25 protein-coding genes and 1 tRNA gene are annotated in these 24,815 nt (G+C 60.8%); 7 read left to right on the top strand and 19 right to left on the bottom strand.

The window, feature by feature from the left end; genetic code table 11:
- Window positions 1-364 precede the first annotated feature (364 nt).
- The 3 genes from C3Y91_RS25530 to C3Y91_RS25520 all read right to left on the bottom strand — a co-directional run bounded on the left by C3Y91_RS25530 (window position 365) and on the right by C3Y91_RS25520 (window position 4,478).
- Window positions 365-2,515: a mechanosensitive ion channel domain-containing protein gene (locus tag C3Y91_RS25530; protein ID WP_168575988.1), complete on the bottom strand. Its 2,151-nt coding sequence runs from the start codon at window positions 2,513-2,515 to the stop codon at window positions 365-367.
- A gap of 139 nt (window positions 2,516-2,654) precedes the next feature.
- The gene (locus C3Y91_RS25525) at window positions 2,655-3,965 is read right to left on the bottom strand and encodes an epoxide hydrolase family protein (RefSeq protein ID WP_130681664.1); all 1,311 of its coding nucleotides are present in this window, start codon (window positions 3,963-3,965) and stop codon (window positions 2,655-2,657) included.
- A 69-nt stretch (window positions 3,966-4,034) separates the two neighbouring features.
- Complete coding sequence (locus C3Y91_RS25520) at window positions 4,035-4,478, bottom strand: VOC family protein (RefSeq protein ID WP_024322597.1); 444 nt, start codon at window positions 4,476-4,478, stop codon at window positions 4,035-4,037.
- A 302-nt stretch (window positions 4,479-4,780) separates the two neighbouring features.
- Between C3Y91_RS25520 and C3Y91_RS25515 the strand changes: the two genes are divergently transcribed.
- Window positions 4,781-5,728 carry an alpha/beta fold hydrolase gene (locus tag C3Y91_RS25515; RefSeq protein WP_130760731.1) on the top strand — a complete coding sequence of 316 codons (948 nt, stop codon included), beginning with the start codon at window positions 4,781-4,783 and terminating at the stop codon, window positions 5,726-5,728.
- Here the strand turns inward: C3Y91_RS25515 and C3Y91_RS25510 are convergent.
- From C3Y91_RS25510 to C3Y91_RS25490, 5 genes are all read right to left on the bottom strand, one after another.
- Window positions 5,717-6,625, bottom strand: coding sequence for a LysR family transcriptional regulator (locus tag C3Y91_RS25510; RefSeq protein WP_130681666.1), 909 nt, complete (start codon window positions 6,623-6,625; stop codon window positions 5,717-5,719). The two genes, C3Y91_RS25515 and C3Y91_RS25510, sit on opposite strands and share 12 nt — an antisense overlap.
- Before the next feature lie 165 nt (window positions 6,626-6,790).
- Entirely contained in the window at window positions 6,791-7,480 is a 690-nt protein-coding gene (locus tag C3Y91_RS25505) for a DUF599 domain-containing protein (protein WP_024322600.1), read from the bottom strand.
- 96 nt (window positions 7,481-7,576) lie between these two features.
- Window positions 7,577-8,548 (bottom strand): 5-oxoprolinase subunit C family protein, encoded by a 972-nt coding sequence (locus C3Y91_RS25500; protein WP_024322601.1) that lies wholly within the window; start codon window positions 8,546-8,548, stop codon window positions 7,577-7,579.
- A complete protein-coding gene (locus C3Y91_RS25495) occupies window positions 8,536-9,243 on the bottom strand; it encodes a 5-oxoprolinase subunit B family protein (protein WP_024322602.1) in 708 nt (235 codons plus the stop codon). The genes C3Y91_RS25500 and C3Y91_RS25495 overlap by 13 nt, the downstream gene beginning before the upstream one ends.
- Before the next feature lie 111 nt (window positions 9,244-9,354).
- The gene (locus C3Y91_RS25490; RefSeq protein ID WP_024322603.1) at window positions 9,355-10,134 is read right to left on the bottom strand and encodes a LamB/YcsF family protein; all 780 of its coding nucleotides are present in this window, start codon (window positions 10,132-10,134) and stop codon (window positions 9,355-9,357) included.
- A 379-nt stretch (window positions 10,135-10,513) separates the two neighbouring features.
- Between C3Y91_RS25490 and C3Y91_RS25485 the strand changes: the two genes are divergently transcribed.
- Complete coding sequence (locus C3Y91_RS25485; RefSeq protein ID WP_018072111.1) at window positions 10,514-11,038, top strand: PAS domain-containing protein; 525 nt, start codon at window positions 10,514-10,516, stop codon at window positions 11,036-11,038.
- Window positions 11,039-11,203: 165 nt separating this feature from the next.
- Here C3Y91_RS25485 and C3Y91_RS25480 read toward each other — a convergent pair whose 3' ends face one another.
- On the bottom strand, window positions 11,204-11,581 hold the full coding sequence (locus tag C3Y91_RS25480; RefSeq protein WP_024322605.1) for a hypothetical protein: 378 nt from the start codon (window positions 11,579-11,581) through the stop codon (window positions 11,204-11,206).
- 66 nt (window positions 11,582-11,647) lie between these two features.
- Window positions 11,648-12,325, bottom strand: a complete 678-nt coding sequence (locus C3Y91_RS25475; RefSeq protein ID WP_018072114.1) for a hypothetical protein — start codon at window positions 12,323-12,325, stop codon at window positions 11,648-11,650.
- Window positions 12,326-12,609: 284 nt separating this feature from the next.
- Here C3Y91_RS25475 and C3Y91_RS25470 point away from each other — a divergent pair, with 284 nt between their 5' ends.
- Window positions 12,610-13,218, top strand: coding sequence for a TerC family protein (locus C3Y91_RS25470; RefSeq protein ID WP_018072115.1), 609 nt, complete (start codon window positions 12,610-12,612; stop codon window positions 13,216-13,218).
- Between the two features lie 20 nt (window positions 13,219-13,238).
- Here the strand turns inward: C3Y91_RS25470 and C3Y91_RS25465 are convergent, their stop codons facing one another.
- The 3 genes from C3Y91_RS25465 to metG are packed head-to-tail and all read right to left on the bottom strand — an operon-like array spanning window position 13,239 to window position 16,405.
- Window positions 13,239-14,063 (bottom strand): MBL fold metallo-hydrolase, encoded by an 825-nt coding sequence (locus tag C3Y91_RS25465; protein WP_018072116.1) that lies wholly within the window; start codon window positions 14,061-14,063, stop codon window positions 13,239-13,241.
- 4 nt (window positions 14,064-14,067) lie between these two features.
- Window positions 14,068-14,850, bottom strand: coding sequence for a TatD family hydrolase (locus C3Y91_RS25460; protein ID WP_018072117.1), 783 nt, complete (start codon window positions 14,848-14,850; stop codon window positions 14,068-14,070).
- Between the two features lie 4 nt (window positions 14,851-14,854).
- Window positions 14,855-16,405 (bottom strand): methionine--tRNA ligase, encoded by a 1,551-nt coding sequence (metG, locus tag C3Y91_RS25455; protein WP_018072118.1) that lies wholly within the window; start codon window positions 16,403-16,405, stop codon window positions 14,855-14,857.
- 233 nt (window positions 16,406-16,638) lie between these two features.
- On the opposite strand from metG, the gene C3Y91_RS25450 reads away from it, so the two are divergent.
- Window positions 16,639-17,427 (top strand): sulfite exporter TauE/SafE family protein, encoded by a 789-nt coding sequence (locus tag C3Y91_RS25450; protein WP_018072119.1) that lies wholly within the window; start codon window positions 16,639-16,641, stop codon window positions 17,425-17,427.
- A 38-nt stretch (window positions 17,428-17,465) separates the two neighbouring features.
- On the opposite strand, the gene C3Y91_RS25445 is transcribed toward C3Y91_RS25450, so the two are convergent.
- From C3Y91_RS25445 to C3Y91_RS25430, 4 genes are all read right to left on the bottom strand, one after another.
- The gene (locus tag C3Y91_RS25445) at window positions 17,466-18,491 is read right to left on the bottom strand and encodes a DNA polymerase III subunit delta' (protein WP_024322607.1); all 1,026 of its coding nucleotides are present in this window, start codon (window positions 18,489-18,491) and stop codon (window positions 17,466-17,468) included.
- Between the two features lie 8 nt (window positions 18,492-18,499).
- Window positions 18,500-19,180, bottom strand: coding sequence for a dTMP kinase (tmk, locus tag C3Y91_RS25440; protein WP_018072121.1), 681 nt, complete (start codon window positions 19,178-19,180; stop codon window positions 18,500-18,502).
- A 132-nt stretch (window positions 19,181-19,312) separates the two neighbouring features.
- The gene (locus tag C3Y91_RS25435; RefSeq protein ID WP_130681668.1) at window positions 19,313-20,506 is read right to left on the bottom strand and encodes a D-alanyl-D-alanine carboxypeptidase family protein; all 1,194 of its coding nucleotides are present in this window, start codon (window positions 20,504-20,506) and stop codon (window positions 19,313-19,315) included.
- Window positions 20,507-20,577: 71 nt separating this feature from the next.
- The gene (locus C3Y91_RS25430; RefSeq protein WP_130681670.1) at window positions 20,578-21,684 is read right to left on the bottom strand and encodes a septal ring lytic transglycosylase RlpA family protein; all 1,107 of its coding nucleotides are present in this window, start codon (window positions 21,682-21,684) and stop codon (window positions 20,578-20,580) included.
- Window positions 21,685-22,078: 394 nt separating this feature from the next.
- Between C3Y91_RS25430 and C3Y91_RS25425 the strand changes: the two genes are divergently transcribed.
- Window positions 22,079-22,633, top strand: a complete 555-nt coding sequence (locus C3Y91_RS25425; RefSeq protein ID WP_226307127.1) for a hypothetical protein — start codon at window positions 22,079-22,081, stop codon at window positions 22,631-22,633.
- Between the two features lie 63 nt (window positions 22,634-22,696).
- The gene (locus tag C3Y91_RS25420; protein WP_075225591.1) at window positions 22,697-22,900 is read left to right on the top strand and encodes a hypothetical protein; all 204 of its coding nucleotides are present in this window, start codon (window positions 22,697-22,699) and stop codon (window positions 22,898-22,900) included.
- Between the two features lie 101 nt (window positions 22,901-23,001).
- Here C3Y91_RS25420 and C3Y91_RS25415 read toward each other — a convergent pair whose 3' ends face one another.
- Window positions 23,002-23,328, bottom strand: coding sequence for a GYD domain-containing protein (locus tag C3Y91_RS25415; RefSeq protein WP_011652042.1), 327 nt, complete (start codon window positions 23,326-23,328; stop codon window positions 23,002-23,004).
- 270 nt (window positions 23,329-23,598) lie between these two features.
- Between C3Y91_RS25415 and C3Y91_RS25410 the strand changes: the two genes are divergently transcribed.
- Window positions 23,599-23,688, top strand: a tRNA-Ser gene (locus tag C3Y91_RS25410).
- 502 nt (window positions 23,689-24,190) lie between these two features.
- Here the strand turns inward: C3Y91_RS25410 and C3Y91_RS25405 are convergent.
- Window positions 24,191-24,523, bottom strand: coding sequence for a hypothetical protein (locus tag C3Y91_RS25405; protein WP_130681672.1), 333 nt, complete (start codon window positions 24,521-24,523; stop codon window positions 24,191-24,193).
- Window positions 24,524-24,815 lie beyond the last annotated feature (292 nt).

The raw sequence follows: 24,815 nt of genomic DNA, 5'->3' as shown, positions 1-24,815 counted from the left end.
CCAAAGTGAAGCCATTGAAATTACTGGCATGTCGCACTTGGAAATAGAATGTACCCGGCTACAAACATATATCGCATAAGATAGATTATGGAACATGAGGATGCCGTTTGATTACAATGGCATACCTTCGTCATCCATCTTATAGCCCACTCTTTTAAAATCGCCCCGCTCGAATTTGCGCCTGGACGATCCAGTACATCGGCGAGTTTGTCTGCAGACGTGCCTCGTTGAGCGGCCGATCCCAGCCAACAGATTCTTTTAGAAACCTGTGTCTCGGACGACGCGCGCTTGACGACAACGTCCGGGTCAGAGTGTTGAGCATTGACGGGATTCGATGGAAAGCTCGCACGTGGACTCGCCGTTGCTATTCCTCAAGTGTCGGGATGACTTTCGGTGGTCTTTGCAGCTCCGAGGCGGCGGCGGTTGCCGCTGCATCGGCGGGACCGCCGGAAACATGAACGGTCGGCGTTGCAAACTGGATGCCTTTTTCCGCGAATGTCTTCTTGAGCATGGCAAGGGCCTTTCGGCGAACGCCGAACTGTTCGCCGGGTTTCGTCATGAACTTCAGCCGTATCTGCACACCATAATCCGCCATCTGCTCGATCCCCTGCATTTTCAAGGGCTCGATGATGTTGGGTCCGAGTTCGGCATCCTCCAGAAGCTCAACGCCGATGCGCTTAATGGTCTTGCGGACCTCCTCAAGGTCGCTGTCATAGTTCAGGGTGAGCGTGATGATGTCGATGACCCAGTCACGGCTGAGGTTTTGCACCGCTCCAAGTTCGCCGAAGGGAACGATGGTGACCGGACCGCGGTGATGGCGCAAGCGGATCGATCGCAGCGAGAAACCTTCGACCGTCCCTTTATATTTTGCCGCCTGGATGTATTCGCCGATGCGAAAAGCATCGTCGAACAGATAAAAGACGCCGGAGATGATGTCCTTGACGAGTGTTTGGGCACCGAAACCGACGGCTATGCCGACGACGCCAGCGCCTGCCAGCAGCGGTCCGATCTGAATGCCAACGGCATCCAGGATCATCAGGAAGCCGACAGCGCCGATCGCCAGGAACAGCACATTGCGAAGAATGGGAAGGAGGGTATTCAACCGCTGACGCCGGCGCGCGTCGGGTCCGTCGTGATGTCCCCCCTGCTCGCTTCGCGACGCCACCGCCATCTGGCTGTCGATCAACGTGCTTGCAAGCTTCCAGATAACGTCGGTCACCAGCAGCACGATAACAATGCGGATTCCGGCGCGGATCAAACGCGTGGTCACCGTTTCGGCTGCGGCGAGATCACTGAGATTGACATTCCACGCGCGGGCAATGAGCAGCGCGGCGACCACAATGAGGCCGTTCCGCAGCGTTTGCATGATGACAACAGACCATCCGACGATGGCCGGATCTTCGACCGCCTGCTGGTCGCCGGATTGTATAATGCGACGAATGATATCATGAGCCACCGAAACGGTAAGGGGCAGAAGCGTGATGACGACCACTGTCCAGAATGCACCGCGGAGCCCGGATACCCATAACAGCCACGATAGCAGGATGCTCGCGCTGAAGCCGACACAGACCAGCCGGCTCACGGGCCGCCCGTCAGAACGAAAATGCCGCAGCCAGATCATAACGATCAAAGCGATTGAAACGACACCAAGCCATGCTGCGGTAAAGAGATCGGCCAAGATGGGTGAAGCCCCGATCGTCCCGATCACTTCGATGGTGCCCCAGCCAGCCGCCAGCACTGCGACGATTCCGAGGAGCCAGTAGTACCAGAACCAGGCAAGCGAGGTGACAAGCGTCAGAAGCCGCATATGCGGCAGGCGGGCGCCCGGCGCGATGACAATGCGGCCCACGAGCACGCCAAGGCGCACCATGAGCGCGGCTGATAGCAGAATGAGTGCAATATCGCGAAACACGGCAGGCCATGGAAAGAGGATAAACGCGCCGAGGCTTCCGATCAGGTAGCCGACCAAGGCGAGAAGACCCATGGAAAGCCGGGCGGCGTGGAGCTTGATCCGTTGCCGGACGGTGTCGGCGGGCGCGTTCAGCACAAAATGGAGCAGCCCTCGCCCTGACCACCAGGCAAGGCGCTGCGCAACGAACCCGCCTGCGACGAAAAGTATGACCGCCAAGATCAGGCCGACCGGTTCAATACGATCATCCGTTTGGAAGACCCGGATCGCCGACTGGATCTGCCCAGGCAGCGTCGGAACGGCATCGACGAGTGTGAGCAACCTCTGGCGCAAATCCTGTAGTGACGTGGCAATCGACGCCAGTGCCGCCTCTTGCGAGACTGCTATCGGCTGCGCCGGTTCCTGATTGCCCGGAACGATCCGATTGACCAGCGCTCGTCCGGAATCATCGTTCGGCAATTCGATAATAACCCGGATCGGTGCCGAGGAATTGGTCGGCTCAGCCGCTGAGGCGGCGTTTGCACTCGCCAGCAGAAGCGTTGAAAATACCACCGTCAGGAATGCGCACACTCCGCGGCGGGGATGACGGTCGTCGATGATGCGCATGTGGCCGTGGTCCCCGCGACGGTGTCGTCGCGTTTGCTGGGTTGGTCGAAACTTCGGACTTTGTGAAGCGTTGCACGACCAACGTCAATCGACGAACCGGTCTCGGGGACGCAGACTGCGAACCAAAGGCCAGACGGCGTTAAGACCGCAAGCTTCTGAAGGCCTCCCGGATCTCCTGACTGAAGAGTTCTGGCTCCTCCCAGGCAGCGAAGTGACCGCCCTTGGAGGCGCGGTTGTAGTGGATAAGCTTCGGATAGGCCTTCGACAGCCAGTGCTTTGGCGGCTTGTAGACCTCACCGGGAAACACCGTGACGGCGACCGGGACTTGGACGGGCGTGAGTTTTGCGCCCGACATGACGTTTTCCCAATAGATGCGACCGCTGGAAGGGCCGGTGTTCGTCAGCCAGTACAGCGTGATGTTGTCGAGGATGGCATCCTTGCCAAGGGCCTGTTCGGGATCGCCGCGTGTATACACCCAGTCGGCGATCTTGTCGTAAAGCCAGGCGGCGAGGCCGACCGGAGAATCCGCAATGCCGTAACCGATCGTCTCCGGCCGCGTGCTCATGATCGCTGCATAGCCGAAGCCATTGTTGAGGAAGTCCCGAGCCTCGTCGAAGACGACCTTCTCATCCTGAGACAAGCTATCGGGAGCCGGCCCTCCATTTTTAAGAGCCTGCGCTGCCTCCGATGGAAACGTCGTGGCACGCTCGACCCGGTTGACGTGGATCGCGAGCAGCCCTTCGGGCGCCTGGCGACCCAAGGTGTCGCTGATGATCGCGCCCCAGTCGCCGCCCTGCGAGACATAGCGGTCATAGTCCAGTCGCTTCATCAGCACGTCCCAGGCAGCCGCTATCCGCTGGGGGTTCCAACCTGTTGCTGCAGGTTTCCCCGAGAAACCGAATCCTGGAATCGAAGGGATCACCAGATGGAAGGCGTCATCCGCCGTGCCGCCATGCGCCGTCGGATCCGTGAGCGGCCCGATGACATTAAGCAGCTCGAAGACCGAACCTGGCCAGCCGTGGGTCATGATCAGCGGTAGCGCGTTTTCATGACGGGAGCGGACATGGATGAAATGGATGTCCAGTCCATCGACAGTGGTGAGAAACTGCGGAAAGGCATTCAGCCTGCTCTCTGCCTTCCGCCAGTCGTAGGACGACTGCCAGTAGCGCACCAGCTCCTTCAGCCTGTCGGGCTGGACGCCCTGCGAACGATCGATGACGGTTTCACCGTCGGGCCACCGGGTCTCGGCGAGACGCCGCCTGAGATCGGTGAGCGCCGCCTCGGAGACCTCAACCTTGAACGGTCGGATCTGCTCGGACGCGACGCCGACAACATCAGCGGCGTCGGACGCGCGCGGAAGGAGAACGGCGGTTATGCCGGCCGCGGCAAAGCCTGACAGCAGCGAGCGGCGCGATACGTCGCGGTGTTTCAAAACGTTTAGCATTGCCATGATGCCGTGTCCTTTGGTGGTGTCGAGGAGAGGAAAAGATGCCCCCTGCCCGCTTCAATGCCGAAAACGTCAGGCCGCGTCCGCGCCGGAACGAAAGATCAGAAACTTGTTGCCTTCGGGATCGCGAAAATAGGCGCAGTAAGGACCCGTGCCGTTCTCGCCACGCGGAACAGGAGCCCCTTCGTCCGAGCCACCCGCCGCCAATGCAGTTGCATGGGCTTCGTCGACCTTTGAACGGGACGGCGCTTCGAAAGCAATCATTCCACCGTTGCCGACGGCGGCAGGGCGGCCATCGAACGGCTTGATGATGCCGAATTCGAGCGTGCGATGACCGTAGTAGATGGCTCGGTCGGGCTGGACGAGGACTCGTCCGATCCCGAACACGGCCAGAAGCTTGTCGTAGAATACCGAGGCGGCATCCAGATCGTTCGTGCCGACAGTGGCGTGTCCCGGGAGGCCGCGGACCTTGTCGGGGGCGGCCGCAACCTGTCTGCTTTGGGTAATGTCAGTCATATCAGTTCTTCCTTATATTGTCGCGGCCGACGCTCTGCCTTCCGCAAGCAAACGCCAACGAGCTGTCTCAAATCGGCGGCTGGTGGATATTTGGGCGGGTCGACGGACGGCCGGCACCTCGCGAAAGTGAGAGGCACCCTCTCGTTCAGATGTCAGCCTTGGGCAGCGGGTTGCAGCGCTGCCGCCGTCGAGAGGGTGCCTCTCACTTTCTCCGGCTACCGCGGGCTGACGCCATGCTCAATTATTTGTGGAGACAGCCGGCTTTTGGGCTTTGGCTGACCGCCGGTCAGAAAGGACATCCTATGTCTAAGGACAAAACCGTAAGTGCTGCGTCAGTCGCAGCAACTCCGTCTTCCCACACGGCTGAAGCCTTCGCTTCTACGCAAGCCGCGCAAGACGCCGTCGACTTCATCGAGATCGACGAAGTCCTGACACTGAGGAGGACGATTGTCCGCGCCCCCGCGCCAAAAGGCACCGTGCTTTTTCTGCATGGGTTTCCGGAAACGCTGATGGTCTGGAAGGGCATCGCGACAACGCTTGCTCGCGACTACGACGTCCACGCCTTCGATTGGCCGGGCTACGGGCAGTCGTCACGCCCGATTTTGGCACGCTTCTCCTATGCGCCGAGGGACTACGCCCAAGTGTTGAAGGCCTATATCGAGCGGGCAGGCATCGACCGGTCGAACCTCGTGATCTACTCGACTGACATCGCTGCCCTCCCCGTTCTGCTGCTTGCTCTCGACGAGCCGACGATCGCCAGGCAGATCATCGTCGGCGACTTCGCGCCGTTCGACCGGCCGCAATACATGTGGGAGAACCTGCAGAATCTCAAAGCCGAACCGACCGCCTCGCCGACCCGCGCCTACATGAACAAGACGAGCGACGAGATCCTTCAGAACGTGCACAGGCGCGGCCTCTCGCGCGCCGAGCAATTCGATCTGCCGGCTCACGTCCAGCAGGACATGACCCGTTCGTGGAGCCTTGACGGGATGACTTCAGCGGATGCCTTCGCCCATTACTACGCGAATTTCACCCGCGATCAGCACTATCTCGAGGCCAACCTCACCCGGCTGAAGACGCCCGTGAAGGTGATCTGGGGCGAGAAGGACCTCTATATCACAAGCGAGATGGGCACCGAGTTCGCCGGCAAGATCGGCGCTAAACTCGACGTCCTGCCCGGCATCGGGCACTTCCCGCACATTCAGAGCCCGGAACAAACAGTTGAAGAAATCCGCGCATCATTCAGATAATATTTGATTATCTTCGCGGATATTCCGCAGCCGCGGCAATACCCAGTCGACGAAAGCCCGTACCTTCAACGCGAGAAGCCCCTGTCGCGCGTAGACGATATGAATGGGCTGTGGTGGCCCGTCGAAATCGCGAAGGATGGGGATGAGCGCGCCGGACGCCAGCTCGTCGGGAATCTGATAGTCGAACAGCCGCGCGATCCCCGCCCCGCCCACCGCCGCCGCAACACAGTTCGCCGCCGTATTCACCTCCAGCCGGTTGCGGGGCACCGCCTCGATCGCCGTACTGTCGACGTCGAATGTCCAGAAGAATGTCCGCTTGTTGAAGATGATCCCGTCGCGATCGATGAGATCGCCGGGACGCTCGGGCATGCCGTGCCGCTCGAGATAGGCAGGGCTCGCGCAGGTCAGCAGGCGGAATTCGCCGATCTTGACGGCATGGAGGGCGCTGTCGGCGAGGTCGCCGAGACGGATCGCGATGTCCACCTGCTCGGACACGAGATCGACCGTGCGGTCGAGCGACAGAAGGTTCAGCGATACCTCGGGATATTTGTCCATGAAGCTTAGCGCAACGGGCAGCACGTATCGGCTGCCGTATTCGATCGGCATCGTGATCGTCAGCACGCCTCGGGGCGTCTGGTATTCCCCCGACGCCCTTCGCTCGGCCTCCTCGAGATCCGCCATGATCTTTCGGGCCGCGTCGACATAGTCGCGCCCGGCATCAGTCAGCTGAAGATTGCGGCTGGTGCGGATGATAAGGTTTGCCCCAAGATGTCGCTCAAGTTCGGCCACCTTGCGGCTGACGCTGGGCAACGGCGCGTTGAGCTTCCTGCTGCCGGCAGAGATGCTTCCGGCGTCGACGACGGCCAGCAACATGCGCATCGCTTCGAGACGATCCATCGTACACCGCCAATAAGATGTCGCTTCTGTTCAGCCCAGCTTAAGGCTTGGCTCTAGAACAGGATGCCGAAAAGTGCGCGCGGTTTTCGGACGACATCATGCTCTAACTCTTAAATTTAGAACAGGATTCAAATTTTGGCCGGCCGCGCCTTAAATCATCCTGTCCTAGTCAAGCAGCTTCCGTATGGCCATGATCCCTTTTGCAGCATCCGACCAGGATTGACGCCAGATCAAGACGCCGACGCTGAGGATGGTCGCAACAGCGAAAGGGATTGGCCCGATAAACCAGAAGGCGGCTGCGACGGTGAAGTAGTAAGACCGGACACCGACGCTGAATGATCGAAGCGCAGGGTTCAAAACCAGGGTCAGGGCGTTCGTCCAACCGGCGATGTCCCTGTCTTCATCCCGGGATGGGCTGGCCCCGATCGCCGCCAGACAGTAGTTGATCTGCCGGACCGCCCAGATGAAATCGGATAGTCCCCGCAGCAGCGTCGCCATGATCAGGAGGACCTTGCACTGGAAAAACCACGCGGGGTCCTGAGCCGCAAACATCGTGATCAGGCCACCCGATCCATAGTTCGGCTCCATGAACAGCGCGCCGCTCAGCCCAACGATGACGATGAGATTGGCGGAGCCGAAGAAGGACGCCGAATTGATCGTGTGCCCGAGGATCGCCGCGTCGCCGATGAAATTGTTGTCTCGGGTCAGGACCTCCCGCATCCAGGCCGTGCGAACGCGCACCATATCAACGGAAAGGCTGTCGTTCCTTCTCGGCCACCCCGCTGCCATCAGAGGCTCGACCGCCACCCAGACGAGAACGAAGAAAACGATCGCCGCGACATTTAGAAAATCCATGGTGCCCCCGAACTGAAACTGGATTTTCCTGAACAGTACTTCGAGCTGACGGCAGCTCCAAGCGTCTATCGCCGCCCTGCCCTTCAGTTCATCAGCCTATATTCGGGTCTTCCAAGTCCCCTCGCGGACCGCCGCGAGGTAACGGGAGGTCGTCGAAGCCCGAAGCCGAATTTGCTCGATCGCCTGCTGCGGCGTCAGGGCCAGGAAACCGACATGGTCGCGTGGGCGCAGCTGGACGAAGGCGTCCAGATCCGAATCCACCACCGTGGCGATCTTCGGGTACCCTCCAGTCGTCTGGTGGTCGGCCAGCAGAATGGTGGGAACACCGTCTCCGGCGACCTGTACCGAGCCCCGCACGATCGCTTCCGATGGCATGTCCAGCGCCGCACTTGGCGCAAGCGACGGACCTTGGAGGCGTACGCCCATGCGGTCATAAGCGTCGCTCAGGCGGAAAGGCGACGAAAGGAAATTCGACAAGGTTTCTTTCGAGAAGAACCGATCCTGCGGACCGACCACCACACGCAGCTCGGATCGCGGTCTTGTGATGACCGGACATGTGATCGGACCATTTCGATCATCCCGCACGTTCGTATCGGCTATAGTGAGCGTCTGTCCGGCTGCAAGGCGCCCGCCGCCGAGGCCGGAGAGACTGTGCGTCGACATGCTGCCCAGCCAGGTCTTCGCCTCGATATGACCGGCGAAGGCCAGATACGTCCAGCTTCCCCAGTGTCCCGGACGGATCGCCAGCCGCTCCCCGGCCCTCAAGGTGGCGACCATCCATGCGCCGCGCTTGTCGTCGGCATGCTCTACGATGAATCCCCCTCCGGCGACGGCGAAGGTAACCTCCCCCGACATGCAGTCGAGAACCAGGCCGCCCATGGAGACTTCGATTGCCGGCTGACCGGCAGGATTGCCGACGGCGGCGTTGGCGGCGGCAAACGAGGTCCTGTCCATCGGACCGGAGGCCGGAACGCCATACCGCATCAATCCGTGACGTCCTTCGTCCTGGATCGCGACGTGAGGACCCGCGAAGTTGATTGCAAGGACGGCTTCGCTCATGCGAGGCACCTCGCGTCGAATTCGGCCCTCGATATGCGGCGGAAACGCACCGCGTCGCCGACGTCGAAAAGGAACGGACGGTCGTTGGACGCGGCATCGAGGATCTTCGTCGGCGAGCGGCCGATGATCCACCAGCCGGTCGGCATGGTGAGCGTGCTCACCAGGCACTGCGGACCGGCGATCAGCACGCTTCCGGCAGCGATGCCGCGAATAGGCGCCGGCTTCCTCGGTTGCTGAATGGCTTTGGGCACGCCTGCAAGGTAGGCATATCCTGGGGCGAAGCCGTACATGAAGACGCTATAGTCGCCGGAGAGATGGGCGGATATAACGTCTTCCGGCGATAATCCACTTGCCTCGGCGACGGTGTCAAGATCGGGCGCAAAATCAGGATCGTAGCAGACTTCGACTTCGCGCATCGCTCCAATCGTCTCTGGAACCTCAGCCGCCAGAAGCTCGGCAATGGCCGCCTCCGTCGTCCGGTGATCGGCCACGAGCGGATCGAAGCATACGAGAATGCTGGCATAGGCCGGAACGGCTTCGACGAATCCTGGAAAGGGTGCCGCCTTCAAGGCGGCATCCAGCTTGACGACCTGATCGTGGATCCGCTTATCGATGGTCGCGCCGAATTCGACGAGCACCGCGTGGCCGCCCACGGGACGGTAGTTCGGAACGCTGCCGGACGATGCGGACGGGTCCTGTGACAAATCAGTCGGCGCCTTCGATCAGGATGAAATCCGCATCCGCTGCCCGCGCGCAGGTCCCATAGGCGTCCGGATCGGTGACGGTAACCTGGGCGATAAGATAGCCTTTGGCCATCACCTGTTTTCCTTTGTCGGTTGGAGGAATGGTGCCACCTCGATGCCTGCCTTTTGCAGTTCCCGGCGCACGTGGACGGCCATGGCGAGCGCTCCTGGGCTGTCCCCGTGAACGCAGATCGAGTGCGCATCGAGAGTGATCGGAACGCCGTCGACCGTCGGCATGAGGCCGCTGAACAGGTACTCGATCAATCTCGAAGCTGCCTCCACGGGATCATCGATCATCGCTCCCGGCAAGTTGCGCGGAACGAGCCGACCCGTGGAGAGGTAGCCGCGGTCGGCAAAAATCTCGCTGAAGACGGTCATCCCGGCATCGCGGGCCGCATGCTCCAGCTCTGTCCCGGAGATCGCCAGTATGGCAAGTTCCGGTGAGACCGCTCGGGTCGCACGAATGATGGCGTCGGCGACCGGCCGTTCGTCGGCCGCCCAATTGGCGAGTGCGCCGTGCGCCTTGATGTAACGGACTCGGGCGCCTGCCAGAGCCGCAGCTCCCATCAGCGCCCCTGTTTGCGTCGCGACAAGCTGCTCCACCTCCCGGATGCTCAAGGGGATCAGGCGTCGCCCGAAGCCCTCGCGATCTGCAAAGCCCGGATGGGCCCCCGCGACGACACCCCGCTCGCTTGCCAGGGCAAGGGTCTCCACCATGGTCGCCGGATCTCCGGCATGGCCGCCACATGCGATGTTGGCACTGGTGACGACGTCAAGGATCGCCTTGTCGTCGCCCATGCGCCAAGGTCCAAATCCCTCCCCTAGATCAGAATTGAGATCGATTTTCGTCATGATTTCCGTCAACCCTTCGCGCCGGTCTTGTCAGCTTCGTCGCATTCTGGAACGTCGAAGCCGAGGTGGAGCACACCTTCGCCGTGCGCGTCAAGAAAACGACGCTGCTGGCTGCGCGTGGCGGTCTCAGGCCGCCTCCCGCGCGGGGCTCAGGTGGCAAGCTTACCATTCATCCGGCATGGATCGAACCCATCAAGCATTGGTTTCTGCCAAGCAAGCTGGGCGCGAAATGTCCTTGCAGTTGCGTCTGATGGAAACGCGGTTAAAATCGGGGGTGAAATGGTCGACCGCCCTGTCGTTGATCGAGCGCGTCGTATTCTTTCAAGAGCCAGGTGAGGTAACCACCCGGCAGCATTGGCGCGCAGACTGGGGATGCGGAATGAACCTTGTCGACAGGGCTTTCGGAACGTCCGAATTTTCTCTTGCCGAAGAGCCTGGCATTTTCACCTGGGAGTTGGCGACCGACAAGGTTTATGCGGATTCGGCGCTGGCAAACCTCTTTGGGCTTGATCCGGAACAGACCCTCACTGGGCTGCCGGTCATACGATACCTCGACCGGATTCACCCGGACGACAAGCCATCTGTGGCCAAGGCAATTTCAGAATCGGTGATCACCGGAGATCCGTATCGCTGTAACTATCGGGTATTTGATCGAAGCGGACAAATAGTAGCCGTGGCTGCCTTCGGCCGCTGCTTCAGGGATGAAGCCGGAAATCCATCGCAGTATGCGGGCATCGTGTTCCCGACGAATGATGATATCCAGCAAGACGAATTGTCTGCTCACTGCAGTGCGGCACTGAAAATTGCGCGGTCATCCGGCCTGCAGACGACGGCCGATGCGCTTGAAGCGATTCTCAAAGAGCTTGCCGAGTCGATGCCTTCAGACGTCGTGCAGATGCATTGATTGCGTTCCGCGCGGTGGTTTTGCTCCTGGATACCCCGCTGCAGGCTGTTCCTTCGAGCTCACATTTCGTCCGATAGGACGGAATGTGAGCTCGGGGCCTTTTCCATCGTGAATTCGCCATCAACCGCCAATTCGGCGGCGATCGCAATCAGAACGGTCAAACCGTCACAGCCGTCTCGCCTCGGAGTGATGGCCGGCAAATCCCGCAAGCAGGACGCCGAGCGGAAGACGCCGAACCAGCCTGGCTGCAATGAAGGTTGCGCCGATCGCCGCAGCAAGTTTCAGCCAGGGATAGTCGCCGAGTTGCACATGGGCGCTTGCATCGACCGATGTCGCCTTGGCTTTGAGCGCCGCTTCGGCGTCCTCGCGCAGCACGCCTATGCGGGCATTCAGCAGCCTGACCTCATGTTGCAGGGCGTTCAGGCTCTCGTCGGCCTTTTCACGCGCGGTCTGCTCAGCGGCATCGGCAAAGGGTGGATCGCCTTCCACGATCAGTTCGTCGGGGTCAGGCGGAAGGCCGTGGCGGTTGATGGATGATTGCATGGACGTATCCTCGAATAAATGAGCGAGAGGAAATGGGGCCCGGCATTGCGGCCGGGCCTCATGACATCAGTGGTCGCGCCGGAAACCCTGGCTCTGGTGAGATCCGCCTTGCGATTGGCTCTGCGATTGCCGATCGGCATCGTCCGATTGTTTGGAGCCGGGGTCGGCGCCAGGATCGAGGAAGGTATAGGCTCGCACCTTGGCGCTTCCATGCGCGGTATCCCGCATCGCCACCGGGCGCGCATCATCAAATGCGCTCTCGGACACGGCGAGGTCTTCCGAGGCTTTGCCGCCCTGGGCCGCTCCCGCAAAACCGGTATTGGACGCGCCTTGCTGTCTGTCCTCCAACGACCAGAGATCTGCCCGCTCATCCATGTCGATGCTGCCTTCGTCGTCCAGAATATCGTGGACGGTCTCATAAAGTGCGTCATCGATATCATTGACCTGGACGAGGAAGCCGCCTCGCCGCAGCCCTTCTGCATAGACCGCACGATCCTCATCGGGGAAGAAGAAGTCTGCCAGCGCGTCGAAGAAGCCGCTGCGGTCGTCGCTCATGACGCCGGCATTTTTTCTGTCCGCCTCATATCCGGGCATCAGCCTTATTCTCGCAACCGGCACGCCCGCGTCTTCAAGACGGGAGACGGCGGATTCGGCCTCCGATCGGCTGTCGAAGAATGCAGCAAGGCTGCTGCCGCCTGTCGGGCCCGAAAAGGACGGGTTGGTATCGTTGTAAATGCTGCTCATTTGGCTCTCCTCTCGGTGTGCAGATCCAGCCGTCAATCCGAAGTCTGTCCAACCTCTGGCCGAAGTCTGGCTGACGTCTGGTTTCCTGACCTGAAGAACCGGTGGCTGAGTTGAATGTTCCAAGGGAATGGCGATGCTCTGTCGTATCGCCTGCGGTTCCATAACATTGACGTCTGCCATCACCTGCGGGGAGCCACAAATTGCGCCGGCTGCGAAATCCCTCAGCGGTTGACGTCAAACCTTCGAAACGCTAGCACGGCTTTGACGCATTGGGGACAATTCATATGGACATCTTTACGGCAGCCGGTCTGACGGCTTTGCTGCAGGTCATCGCTATCGACCTCGTTCTCGCCGGCGACAACGCCGTGGTTATCGGCCTTGCCGCTGCCGGCCTGGAGGCCACGCAACGCCGCAAGGCGATCGTCGTCGGCATTCTGGCCGCAACCGTACTGCGTATTCTCTTTGCCAGCGTCGCAGTCTATCTGCTGGCGATCGTCGGTCTGCTACTGGCCGGCGGCCTGCTGCTGCTCTGGGTCTGCTGGAAGATGTGGCGCGAGCTTCGCGCCGGTCACGGCGGGAACCACGAAGCGGCGGGTGCCGAAGGCGCGCCGAGAAAGACCTTCTTCCAGGCGGCGACCCAGATCGTCATCGCCGACGTCTCGATGTCGCTCGACAACGTTCTGGCCGTTGCGGGTGCTGCACGGGAACATCCGAGCGTGTTGGTCATCGGTCTTGCCTTGTCGATCGCGCTGATGGGCATCGCCGCAAACCTGATCGCGCGCTTGCTCAACAACCATCGCTGGATCGCCTATGTCGGTCTGCTGATCATCCTCTATGTCTCGCTTGACATGATCCACCGCGGCGCCGTCGAGGTTCTGCCTTATATGCAGTGACCTGCAAGCAGTGTCGGGGCTCAGGCCCTGGCTCTGACCCCGATCTCGAAGCTCATCTGGTCATACGCCGGCACCACATGGTCCGGCGTCTCAGCCATCACCACGTCGTAATCGAGCGGCGTGTGCATATGGGTGAGGATCGCCTGTTTCGGCTTCAGCCGGCCGATCCAGTCGAGCGACTGTTCCAGCGACAGATGGCTCGGATGATAGGTATATTGCAGCGCGTCGATGATCAGCACGTCGAGATCTTTAAGCTTCTCGACAGTTTGCGGCGGGAAGTCACTGATATCGCTGCAATAAGCCACATCGCCGATACGAAATCCGAGCGAGTGGATGTCTCCGTGCTGCTGGATGTGCGGATGAAACGTGATCGTGCCTCCGGGGCCGTGGATTTCCAGAGGTTCATCGAGATTTTCGATGACGATCGGCAGAACGATCGGCGGATAATTGCTGCCCGGCGGCGTCTCCAGGCAATAGCCGAAGGCTTCGCGCAGCCTGTCCATCGTAAATTGGTCGGCAAAGATCGGCACTCGGCGGCGCGTATTGTGGAAATAGCCGCGCAGATCGTCGATACCATGAATATGGTCGGCGTGCGGATGGGTGTAGAGCACGGCATCGACATGATCGACACCTGCCCTGATCATCTGCTCGCGGAAATCCGGCCCGGTATCGATGACAACGGTCGTCACCCCGCCATCCGGTGCGAATTGCTGCACCATGAAGGCGGCGCGCGTGCGCCGGTTCTTCGGATTGTCGGGATTGCAGGCGCCCCAGTCGCCGGTGATGCGCGGCACGCCCGGTGACGACGAACAGCCCAGAATGGTGAAACGCCGCCGGTAGAGCACGCCGCTAGATCCTCGGCATCTTCGAGAACAGGCGGAAAGCGTTCTCCGTCGTAATCCGCGCGACCTCTTCATAGGAAAGGCCGATCGTATCGGCGAGCACCTCTGCCGTGTTAACGACATAGGACGGCTCATTGCGCTTGCCGCGCCAGCGCTTCGGCGCCAGATAGGGCGCGTCCGTTTCCACAAGCAGCCGCTCATGCGGGACCGTCTTGGCGATCTCTCGCAGCTCTTCCGATTTCGGGAAGGTCAAAATGCCGGAGAAGGAGATGTATCCGCCGAGCGCGACGCCGGTCTTGGCAAGCTCGGGGCCTGCCGAGAAGCAGTGCAGGATAAAGGGGAAGGCCCCCTTCCCGCTTTCCTCGGTCAGGATCTCAGCCATGTCCTCGTCGGCGCTGCGGCTGTGGATGACGAGTGGCAGCTGCGTTTCCCGCGCCGCCGCGATATGGCGCCGAAAGCCGGTCTGCTGGTCCTCAGGCTTTTGCGTATCGTAGAAATAGTCGAGACCGGCCTCGCCGATCGCGACGACCTTCTGATGGACATTGGCGAGTCGCACCAGCTCTTCCGTCTGGATATCCAGCTCTTCGTCGGCATTGTTTGGATGCGTGCCCACGGAGCAAAATACCGAGGGATATTTCTCCGTGATGGCAAGCAGCGTCTCGAGCTTGCGCACCCGCGTCGAGATCGTCACCATCTGGGCAACACCAGCCGAATGCGCACGCGCGACGATCTCGTCCCGCTCCGCCTCGAAGTCGGCGAAATCAAGATGGCAATGCGTGTCGATCAGCACGGCCTTAAGCCTCCGGAGCCACGTAGCGCGGGAAGACCGGCGTCGGCGCTTCGAGGGCCGTTCCGGCAACCAGACGGCCGGCTTCGCCGAGGGCAGCAAAATCGCGCTTGTCTGCAGCTGCCGCGACAAGATCGAGCAGCTTGCCGGATGATTCCGGCATGAAGGGCTGAAGCAGGATGGCGATCTGGCGCACGACTTCGGCGGTCACGTAAAGCACGGTGCCCATACGCTCCGGATCGGTCTTCTTCAGCGCCCACGGCGCCTGGCCGGCGAAATAACGATCGGTCTCGGAAACGACCGAAATGATCGAGGCGAGCGCCCGGTGGATCTGCTGCTTGCCCATGTCCTCGCGGGTCGAGGCGTGCAGCGCGTCGACCTCAGCCAGCATCGCTCTGTCCTCGTCGCTGAGCGCGCCGCATTCCGGGATCTTGCCGTCGCAATTCTTGACGATCATCGACAGCGACCGGCTGGCGAGATTGCCGATGCCGTTGGCGAGGTCGGAGTTGATGCGGGTGCCGATCGCCTCTTCGCTATAGCTGCCGTCCTGGCCGAAGGACACTTCGCGCAGGAAGAAGTAACGCACCTGGTCGAGGCCGAAATGGTTCACCAGATTGACCGGATCGACGACGTTGCCGAGCGACTTCGACATCTTCTCGCCCTTGTTGAGCAGGAAGCCGTGGGCAAACACCCGCTTCGGCAGCGGCAGCTTCGCCGACATCAGGAAGGCCGGCCAGTAGACGGCGTGGAAGCGGATGATGTCCTTGCCGATGATGTGCACGTCGGCCGGCCAGTATTTCGCCCGCGGGCCGTTCCTGTCCTCGATATATCCGGTCGCGGTGATGTAGTTGGTCAGCGCGTCGACCCAGACATACATGACGTGGGCGGGATCGTTGGGCACCTTGATGCCCCAGTCGAAGGTCGTGCGCGAGACCGAGAGGTCCTTGAGGCCTGACTTGACGAAGGAGATCACCTCGTTGCGGCGCTCGGCTGGACCGATGAAGTCGGGGTTTGCCTCGTAATGGGCAAGCAGCTTCTCCTGGTATTCGGAGAGCTTGAAGAAATAGCTTGCCTCTTCCACCCACTCGACGGGCGTGCCCTGCGGCCCGTAGCGCACGCCGTCGGCGCGCAGCTCCGTCTCGTTTTCCTGGTAATAGGCCTCGTCGCGCACCGAATACCAGCCGGCATAGCTGTCCTTGTAGATGTCGCCATTGTCGGCCATCAGCTTCCAGATGTTGCGCGACGTCTCGTGATGACGCTCCTGTGTGGTGCGGATGAAATCATCGTTCGAAGCGTTGAGCAGCGTCGCCATCGCCTGGAATTCGCCGGAGTTGCGGTCGGCGAGCGCCTGCGCGGTGATCCCCTCGGCGCGCGCCGTCTGCTGCATCTTCTGGCCGTGTTCGTCGGTGCCGGTCAGGAAGAACACATCCTTGCCGTCGAGGCGCTGGTAGCGCGCCATCGCATCCGTCGCGATCAGCTCATAGGCATGGCCGATATGCGGCTTGCCGTTGGGGTAGGAAATCGCGGTGGTGATGTAGAAGGGTGTCTTGTCTGTCATGGCGGCCAATGTCCGGCTAACTCTATAAAAATGGTCAGCCGCTCTTAGCGCATGTCACCGTCAAGCGAAACATCAAGTTTTACCGCCGCCAATGATTTCCGGGACGCTGGGGCGTGAACTTGACTCAGCTTCTGCCGCAATCTACCGGTCATGGAAAAGAGGGCGGGACAGAACGAAGTGCCAGTTTTCATCTACCGGAATGGTCGTCGCCGCGCGCCGTCAGGGGCGCTTGTTTGACATTCCAGCCGCTCTATTCGCTTTCCGGCCTGTTTGTGGGCGCTCTCGTCGGCATCACCGGCGTTGGCGGCGGCTCGCTGATGACGCCCGTGCTGGTGCTGCTCTTCGGCGTCCATCCCGCCACCGCCGTCGGCACAGATCTTCTCTATGCGGCGATCACCAAGACGGCAGGTACGGCCGTTCACGGCATGCATGGGCGGGTCAACTGGAAGATCGTCGGCAGCCTCGCAGCCGGTAGCCTGCCGGCCGCCCTGCTGATGCTCTGGCTGCTGGCCGGCGTCGATCGCAAAAGCATCGGCGTGACCAATACGATCACCACGGCGCTCGGCTGGCTTCTCGTCATGACCGCGATCATGCTGGTCTTCCGAGGCCCGATCCTCGAGCTGGCACGCCGCGCCATCGGCGACCGAACGCCGCCGAAGCCGACGACCATCCTCGCCCTCACCGTCATTCTCGGATTCGTTCTCGGCGTCCTCGTCACCTTGACCTCGGTCGGCGCCGGCGCGCTGGGTGTGACGATCCTGCTGATCCTTTATCCCAGGCTCGATGTGCGCGAGATCGTCGGCTCCGACATCGTCCATGCGGTACCGCTCACCTTGATCGGCGGTACGGGCTATTGGCTGATCGGCGAGATCGACTGGCCGATGCTGCTTGCCCTGTTGATCGGCTCTATCCCCGGCATCATCATCGGCAGCCTTCTGGCGCCGAAGCTGCACGAACGCACCATCCGCATCGTCCTTGCCGCCACGCTTGCTGTCGTCGCATTGAAGCTATTGACCGGCTGATCAGAGCACGGTGCCGAAAGTGTCAGCGCTGACGCGCTTTAAAGGCCTGGCTGCTTGATATCGGCGAGAATGCTGATGATCGTCTGCTTGCGGTCCAGGTTGTAGCCATCGGAAATGGTGAGCCGCTCGGTGATCTCGGAATAGAGCCGCGCCAGCCGCTCCGCCGCGGCGATCTGCCCCTCGCCCGCTGCCGCGCGGGCGCGGTTCATGATGTCGTCACCGACATGGCTGACGAAGAAATCGAAGATCGTGTCGCTTTCCCTGCCTGAAAGCGCGTCGGCCAGCCGATGCATCGCCTTGCGGGCCGTCGGCCCCTCGGCGGCAAGCATCTCGTCATAGGCGGCAATGATCTCGCCACCGCCGTAGTTCAGGAGTTTCAGCGCCTCACCGACGCTGCCCTTGGCGGCCGAAAGCACTGCCCCGCTCTCGCCTGAAATGCCGAGATGGGCAAGGGCCGCGACGAGTTCATCGTCGGCAAGCGGCGCCAGTTTCAGCGGCAGGCAACGCGAGCGGATCGTCGGCAGCAGCCGTCCCGGCGCATGCGAGAGCACCAGGAACAGCGCCCGCTTCGGCGGTTCTTCCAGGATCTTCAGGATGGCGTTGGCTGCATTGCGGTTCATGTCGTCGGCAGGATCGATGATGACGATCCGCCAGTTGCCGGTGCCAGACGTCTGCGAGAAGAACTTGCCGGCGCGGCGCACCTCGTCGACGGTGATTGCCGATTTCACCTTGCCGGTCTTTTCGTCTACCGGCCGGGCAAGGTGCAGCAGATTATGCGAGGCGCCGGAAGCGATCTGCCGGCTGACGGGAGAGGCAGGATCGGGATCGCCGATCGTCTCCGGCGCTGTCTCGGGATCAGGATGCGAGAGCACGTGATTGGCGAAGCGGAAGGCGAGCGTCGCCTTGCCGATGCCCTCCGGCCCCTCGATCAGGATGGCGTGGTGGCCCTTGCCGGACCGGTAGGACTGCGCCAGGAACGCCTCCGCCTCTTCATGGCCGAACAGCCTGGTATTTTCCCCCGGCCAAATGGCGCCGTCGAGCAGTCCGGGCCTTTCCTCACTCATAATGGGCTTCACTCATGATGGGCGGCTTCCGGCATTCGCAAACGGCCTGCGGGCGACAGCAGCTGTTTGACGATCGCCAGGATCTCGGCGGCGATCGCCTCCTCCGTCTGCATGGCGTTGACCACGTGGCAGCGCTCCGGTTCGCGGGCGGCGATATCGAGAAAGGCCTCGCGCCGTTTCTCGTGCGTTTCGAGCCGCTCTTTTTCGAAGCGATCGGGACCGTCGGCGGCAGCGCGCTTCTGCGCCCGCTCCAGCCCGACCTTGGCGGGGATGTCGAGGATCACGGTACAATCCGGCATGACGCCGTTGATGGCAATGCGCTGCAGTGTCTCGATGAAATCGGGCTCGAGATTGCCGGTAATACCCTGGTAGACGCGGGAGGAATCCATGAAGCGGTCGCAGAGCACGACCTTGCCTGATGCAAGGGCTGGCCGGATCGCCTCTTCGACATGGTCGTTGCGCGCCGCCGCAAAGAGGATCGCCTCCATCCGCGTGCCGAAGGCCTCGGCAGCGCCCGACAGCAGCACGTGGCGCACAGCCTCGGCACCCGGCGAACCGCCTGGTTCGCGCGTCACCAGCACGTCGTGACCTTCGCCCTTCAGCGCCTCTGCGAGGCGACGGATTTGCGTGGATTTCCCAGCGCCTTCCCCGCCTTCAAACGTAACGAACAATCCCGTACCGGATGACAATGACAATTTCCCGCATTCCAGGCGCCGCACGCGCCCCGCTCCTTCTATCTATCCGAAGATATCAGGGAGGAAAACCTTTCACCGCGGCGACATATTCACCTTTCCCGGCAAATTGCATTGGAAACCGAATGTTCAACCGGGCGCGGACTTGTCCCAGAGCCAGGAGAAGAACAGCGATTCGCCGAGTTCCAGCATGGCGTCGACCGCCCGGCTGCTGAGCGACCCCTCGCCGACTGCCTGCACCGTATAAAGCGGCACTTCCCTGAGTAGCCGGCTGCCGGCGAAAATCCTCAGCGTGCCCGCCTGGGTATCCGGCATGACCGGCGCCGTCAGCGGCCAGTGATAGATGATACGCGCCGACAGCCGGTCGGGATTGCTGATCGGAATATAGACGCTGACCGGCGCCTTGGCGACGAGATCGACGGTGCGCGACGTGCCACCATAGACGCTGGCGGCACCGATCACTTCCTCCTCAGCGAAGATCTGCCGGTTCTCAAAGGCCGTCAGTCCCCACTCGAGCACCCGCTTGGTCTCCTCCGTCCGCTCCTTGTCGGAGGCGATTCCAGCAAGCGCCAGAAACAGCCGCCTGCCGTCGCGCTCGACCGAAGCGACGATCGAATATCCCTCGCCCTCGGTAAAGCCGGTTGCAAGCCCGTCGGCGCCGAGATCGAGCCCGAGCAGCGGGTTGCGGTTGCGCTGGAAGATCTTGTTCCACTCGAAATCCGGCTGCGCAAAATAGGGATAGAGATTCGGATAGGTCTGCTGAAGGGCGGCGGCGAGCGTCACCATCTCGCGTGCGGTCACCTTGCTCTTGCCATCGGGAAGGCCGGTGGAATTGCCGAACTCGGCCTTCTCCATGCCGAGCTCGCGGGCACGCCGCGTCATCGACACGGCAAATTGCTGCTCGCTTCCGGCCATGCCCTCGGCGAGGATGATGCAGCTATCATTGGCGCCCTGGATGGCGACGCCCTTGATCAGGTCCTCGACGCGCACGCGCGATTTGAGGCTGGCAAACATCGTTGCCGTCCGCGACGGCGCACCGCCCGTCCGCCAGGCATATTCGGAAACGGGATATTCGGTATCGAGCGTGATCTGGCCCTTTGTCACCGCTTCGAAGGCGAGATCCATCGTCATCAGCTTGGCAAGCGAAGCCGGCGAAAAGTCCTGGTCCTCATTCTTGGCGAGAAGCACCGTGCCGGTGGCAGCCTCGATCATATAGGCCTGCGCCGCCTTGGTGGCGAAACCGGCGGCACCGCCATCGGCTGCAAACGCGCCGGTGGCGAACGGCATCAGGCATGCAAGCAGGCGAAGCGCGGGCTTCAGCATCGCAATTTCCATTTATGGAGCGGCGTATGTCGGGAGGTTAGAGCGAGGGAGAATCCGATGCAATGCCATGCTCAGCGCGCGGCGGATTTGGCTTGATGACGCTTGGCCGCGGCAAGGATCGAATCCTGCGTCAGCCCGTCATTGAGCACCATCACCGCATCGAAGGCGAGATCGACGGTCACCGTCTTCACCTCTTCGTTCTGATAGCCGAGCGCAAGCGAATTCTGAGGCCGCTCATAGGGCATCGGACCGATCTCCGGCAGCACGATCATCTGGTCCATGGCCTGCGCGCCATTGTTGAAGGACGGCGCCGATGGCGCGACCAGAACATGGGCAGCCGGTGCCAGAACGGGTGCTGCGGCGGGTGCGGCATTGTAGCGTGCGCTCGGCGTCGAGCCGGCATAGGAGGTCGCCGACATCGGCACCGGCACGTTGGCAGGCGTCTCGTAGTCTTCCGAACTCTGCAGCTGGTCGCGGGTGATCTTGCGGCTGTTGGAGGCAACCATCACGCCGGTTGCGATCTGCCCTTCCGGATTGACGCCGGGAATGCGGCTGCCTTTCGGCGCGTAGGACGCCATCAGATAGGGCATGTCGTGGCCGTCCATGCGGGCGCGGCCGACATATTGCACGCGCACCTTGCCGGTGCCGCTGTGCTGCAGGTCGAGCATGTCGGCCGTCTTGTTGGAAAGGTCGATGATGCGACCTTCGTGATAGGGGCCGCGATCATTGACACGCACGATGACGGAGGAACCAGATTCGAGATTGGTAACGCGCGCATAGCTCGGCAGCGGGAAGGTCGGATGCGCGGCGGAAAGATGCATCTGGTCGTAGACTTCGCCGTTCGCCGTCAGGCGCCCATGAAAGGCCGAACCATACCAGGAGGCGACGCCGACCTTGTTATAGGCGAAATCTTCCTTCGGGTAATACCACTTGCCCTTCACCTCGTAAGGGTTGCCGACGATGTAGCGGCCGCCGCCCTTGGGGATGTTGTTGCCGGTGGCGACCCGCGGGCTCGCCTTGACGCCATATTCGGATTCGGAGAAATATTCTTTGCCGTGGGCCTTTTTCTTCGGCACTGCCTGCGTCGTGCCACACGCTGCCACCGTCGCGCACATCGCCGAGATTGCCAGCCACCGTGCTGTCGTTGCGAAAGACGCCGCCCCGTATTCCAGTTTCATGTGCCCCACGCCGCTCAAAGATCGTTATGGTTAAGGAACCTTGCCCCATCTTGGGCCAACAACGCCTTATTCCCGCCCGCCTAATGAGGCTTTAATCTTGCTAAGTTCGTGGCAATTTTACGAACAATTTCGCGGCGATAGCGACAATTCTAATGATTATGGTTTACAAGTCACTAACGCGACCCCTCCCTGCCTGCCATTCCATCGCCGCAATGAAGCCAGAAATCATCGTGCCGATGCGGGGCATATTGTGAACATCCGGACGCCCCCAAAGCTCCATATTGAAACACGGCCTGCGCGTATTTGACGAGCGGCAGCGGGGCGGCGCGACACCACCTTGCCTATCCCCGTGATATGACGCTATGCACTCTCGACGCGGGTTGGGGGTATAAGAATGGGTCGAATTTTCAAAAGCTTGATCGTGCTGGTCGTGATATCAGCCTCATCGGCCGTCGGCGCCGCCGCGGATGAAATTCCCGCCTATTGGCGCAAGACGATGACCAACGAGCCGCAGACGAATTTTTATCTTGCCGAGGCCCTGAAACCCTTACCGAACAAGGATGCCGAAACCCTCAAGGTGCTCCGGCTGTCGCTGATCGCCGGCAACCTATGCCTCGGCGCCGCCGTCGATAGGAGAACAGGCGAAGCCTTTCTGCAGCGGGCCGGATATAGCCGCCTCCGTGGAAGGACGTGGGACGAAGCCGTCTTCCTCGCCGACGACTGGTTCAAATATTTCAACTACCGCTCCCTCGCCCATCTCTGCGCCGGCATCGACTATATTTTCGGGCCTGAGGGAAAACTGGTGCCCAATCTGGTAAAGCCCGGCAAGGGTGAGCCGAAGGCATCCTACGATCCCCAAAATCCCTACCTGCGCCTCCCCCCTTGCGCAAACCGAATGGCTAGGTCACATCGCCGATTGGATGTGATGCAACGTGGATCGCGTATTTGACGCTACGGCTGGGAACGAAATGGCCGCCGCGGGCTTTGAAGGTTAGACCTTTGGAGGATCACCATGCACGATAAAACCATCATGCAGCTCGACACGATCAGCCAGCAGTTGCACGCCAGATCTCGCGCGCTTTCCCAGCTGGATAACGACAACGACATCGCAATCCTGATGTCAGCACTCGCCGTGACGATGGAGGCAGTTCGATCTCTCAGCGAGGATATGAACCAACTCAACGGTCCGAAGGGCCTTGGATCTGACGGACACTAAAGCTCTTATGTCGCCGGCCCAATTCACAGAAAGCTTGCGCCGGGAACGAGATACGCGAAACGCTCATCTTCTACATGGATGGAAAACGGTGGACGCACCACCTACGCTGCCGGTGGACGATACCGAATCGACTTCGCCTTTTCCAAGGCTTCGATCGTATCCTCGACGCTGAGGAGGACAGTGGTCTCCATGGAGCTGAGCGCGCCTCCTGCGCCGATCGCAAGTGCGACAGCCGCCATCGATACGTTGTCAGGCGCCTCCCACAGATTCCAACCATCATGCTCGCCGAAGGCGTACCAGAACCCATGGAGCTTTCCGCCCACGGATTCAATGTAACTACGCGCCGCCTCTCGGCGATCCTCGGGGTTTTCGATCATCCGCGCCCACGTCTCGGGCGTGTAGCTGAAGCGCGTGAGATACATGGCCATGGTTTGTTTCCTCCGCCAGAACAGCACAGTAAACGCTCAAGCCGAGGAGAACGCGAGTCATTTCCAATGTGCGGAACCGGCCTGCCTCGGTTCACGCTCGAATTTGTTCGCACGCCGCGCCAAGGATGCCGACAAACGCTGCAGAGCAAGTTGACGCTGCGATCAAAGCTGCTAAAAAGCCAGCCATCGAGTGATTGGGTAGCAAATCGGCAGCAACGGCCGGTTCACAGAAATCAACAGAATGTTGATAGCTCAACCTTTCAATCAGATGGAAGAGTGTCCGAGTGGTTTAAGGAACCGGTCTTGAAAACCGGCGTGCGGGAAACCGTACCGTGGGTTCGAATCCCACCTCTTCCGCCATATATCATCGATTTTGTTGTATAATTTCCGATTTTTGCCCGGAAAGTACACGCTTATCATAACGTCAGGTTCCATCTAAGTGGCATCGGCGCGCTATGGTAGGGCTTCCGTTTGCGGTCGCCCCGATGATCGATTGGACGGATCGGCCAAGCAACCAGCGCCCTTAGAGCGCGTGTCGTACTTCTCGTCGTACCGTGGCTATTGCGCCTCCCTCACCTAGCCCTAAATCAGCACCCCCTAATCCTTGCAAAAATTCACGAGGCGCATAAATTCAATCTATCAGATGGCTTTTGCTGGTGACCACGGATGTACTGGCACAGTGCTGACGCAATCAAAGAAGGGTCGGCGCGAGCATTCGCCCGGCCCTTTCCTTTTATCCAAGACCATTCTGTGGCTACTGCCGATAATCCCCATCCCTGCCCTCAATCTCCTGGCAGCGCAGCTCGTGAGGCCGAAGGCGCACTGTGGGGCGCCAATGTTGGTGTGTCCGTGGCGCTGCCGACTAAAAATCGAAATACACGGTCACACCTGACCGACGACGGTAGGGGTAATAGTCGCGATAGCCGTAATAGTCGCGGCTGCTGTAATAGTTGCGACTGCCGTAGTACCGCGGACGATAGCACGAGCCGTGATACCGGCAGTCGCGGTAAGCGTACCGGTCTCTCTTCCAGTGGCCATACGCGTGTCCATTACCGTGGCGACGGTGTTTGATCTGCTCGACGTCGGGGGTGTGCATATGTACTGCGTTCGGCACGACGATCGGCGCGGCGTTTAGCGGCAGGGCGAAAGATGCAGACAAGACAATGGCTGCAAGTGAGGAAAAAAGCATCTTCATCGGCGCATCCTTTCAGGCTGCGATTCTGGGTTAATAAGCATTAACCTCCGATGAACGGCTGCGCGCTTCCCAGAAAACTCCGGCCGGCGCGCCGCTGGTTTGGTCGCGGGTGGTGATCGCGCCGGCGCTTGTGTGGGTGGGTGGAATGGTCGCGTTGACTACCATCCGTCCGCGATGAGGCGATCCCCGATGAAGCCCGCGATGATGGAGACGCCAAGCTCGTTGAGGTGCAGGGAGTCTATGCTTCCGCCAGTGTCGAACTCAGGGCATCACTAACGTAGTCCCCCGCGTA

This window comes from Rhizobium ruizarguesonis (assembly GCF_012349115.1).
In the GTDB taxonomy this organism is placed as follows: Bacteria; Pseudomonadota; Alphaproteobacteria; order Rhizobiales; family Rhizobiaceae; genus Rhizobium; species Rhizobium ruizarguesonis.
Note: the sequence above shows the minus strand (reverse complement) of the source record. Positions and strands in the feature narration are given on the sequence as shown.

Coding starts and splice junctions, on each gene's coding strand:
- C3Y91_RS25530 (WP_168575988.1), bottom strand. CDS start 2,515: ATGCGCATCATCGACGACCGTCATCCCCGCCGCGGAGTGTGCGCATTC.
- C3Y91_RS25525 (WP_130681664.1), bottom strand. CDS start 3,965: ATGGCAATGCTAAACGTTTTGAAACACCGCGACGTATCGCGCCGCTCG.
- C3Y91_RS25520 (WP_024322597.1), bottom strand. CDS start 4,478: ATGACTGACATTACCCAAAGCAGACAGGTTGCGGCCGCCCCCGACAAG.
- C3Y91_RS25515 (WP_130760731.1), top strand. CDS start 4,781: ATGTCTAAGGACAAAACCGTAAGTGCTGCGTCAGTCGCAGCAACTCCG.
- C3Y91_RS25510 (WP_130681666.1), bottom strand. CDS start 6,625: ATGGATCGTCTCGAAGCGATGCGCATGTTGCTGGCCGTCGTCGACGCC.
- C3Y91_RS25505 (WP_024322600.1), bottom strand. CDS start 7,480: ATGGATTTTCTAAATGTCGCGGCGATCGTTTTCTTCGTTCTCGTCTGG.
- C3Y91_RS25490 (WP_024322603.1), bottom strand. CDS start 10,134: ATGACGAAAATCGATCTCAATTCTGATCTAGGGGAGGGATTTGGACCT.
- C3Y91_RS25485 (WP_018072111.1), top strand. CDS start 10,514: ATGAACCTTGTCGACAGGGCTTTCGGAACGTCCGAATTTTCTCTTGCC.
- C3Y91_RS25480 (WP_024322605.1), bottom strand. CDS start 11,581: ATGCAATCATCCATCAACCGCCACGGCCTTCCGCCTGACCCCGACGAA.
- C3Y91_RS25475 (WP_018072114.1), bottom strand. CDS start 12,325: ATGAGCAGCATTTACAACGATACCAACCCGTCCTTTTCGGGCCCGACA.
- C3Y91_RS25470 (WP_018072115.1), top strand. CDS start 12,610: ATGGACATCTTTACGGCAGCCGGTCTGACGGCTTTGCTGCAGGTCATC.
- metG (WP_018072118.1), bottom strand. CDS start 16,405: ATGACAGACAAGACACCCTTCTACATCACCACCGCGATTTCCTACCCC.
- C3Y91_RS25445 (WP_024322607.1), bottom strand. CDS start 18,491: ATGAGTGAGGAAAGGCCCGGACTGCTCGACGGCGCCATTTGGCCGGGG.
- C3Y91_RS25435 (WP_130681668.1), bottom strand. CDS start 20,506: ATGCTGAAGCCCGCGCTTCGCCTGCTTGCATGCCTGATGCCGTTCGCC.
- C3Y91_RS25430 (WP_130681670.1), bottom strand. CDS start 21,684: ATGAAACTGGAATACGGGGCGGCGTCTTTCGCAACGACAGCACGGTGG.
- C3Y91_RS25425 (WP_226307127.1), top strand. CDS start 22,079: ATGGGTCGAATTTTCAAAAGCTTGATCGTGCTGGTCGTGATATCAGCC.
- C3Y91_RS25420 (WP_075225591.1), top strand. CDS start 22,697: ATGCACGATAAAACCATCATGCAGCTCGACACGATCAGCCAGCAGTTG.
- C3Y91_RS25415 (WP_011652042.1), bottom strand. CDS start 23,328: ATGGCCATGTATCTCACGCGCTTCAGCTACACGCCCGAGACGTGGGCG.
- C3Y91_RS25405 (WP_130681672.1), bottom strand. CDS start 24,523: ATGAAGATGCTTTTTTCCTCACTTGCAGCCATTGTCTTGTCTGCATCT.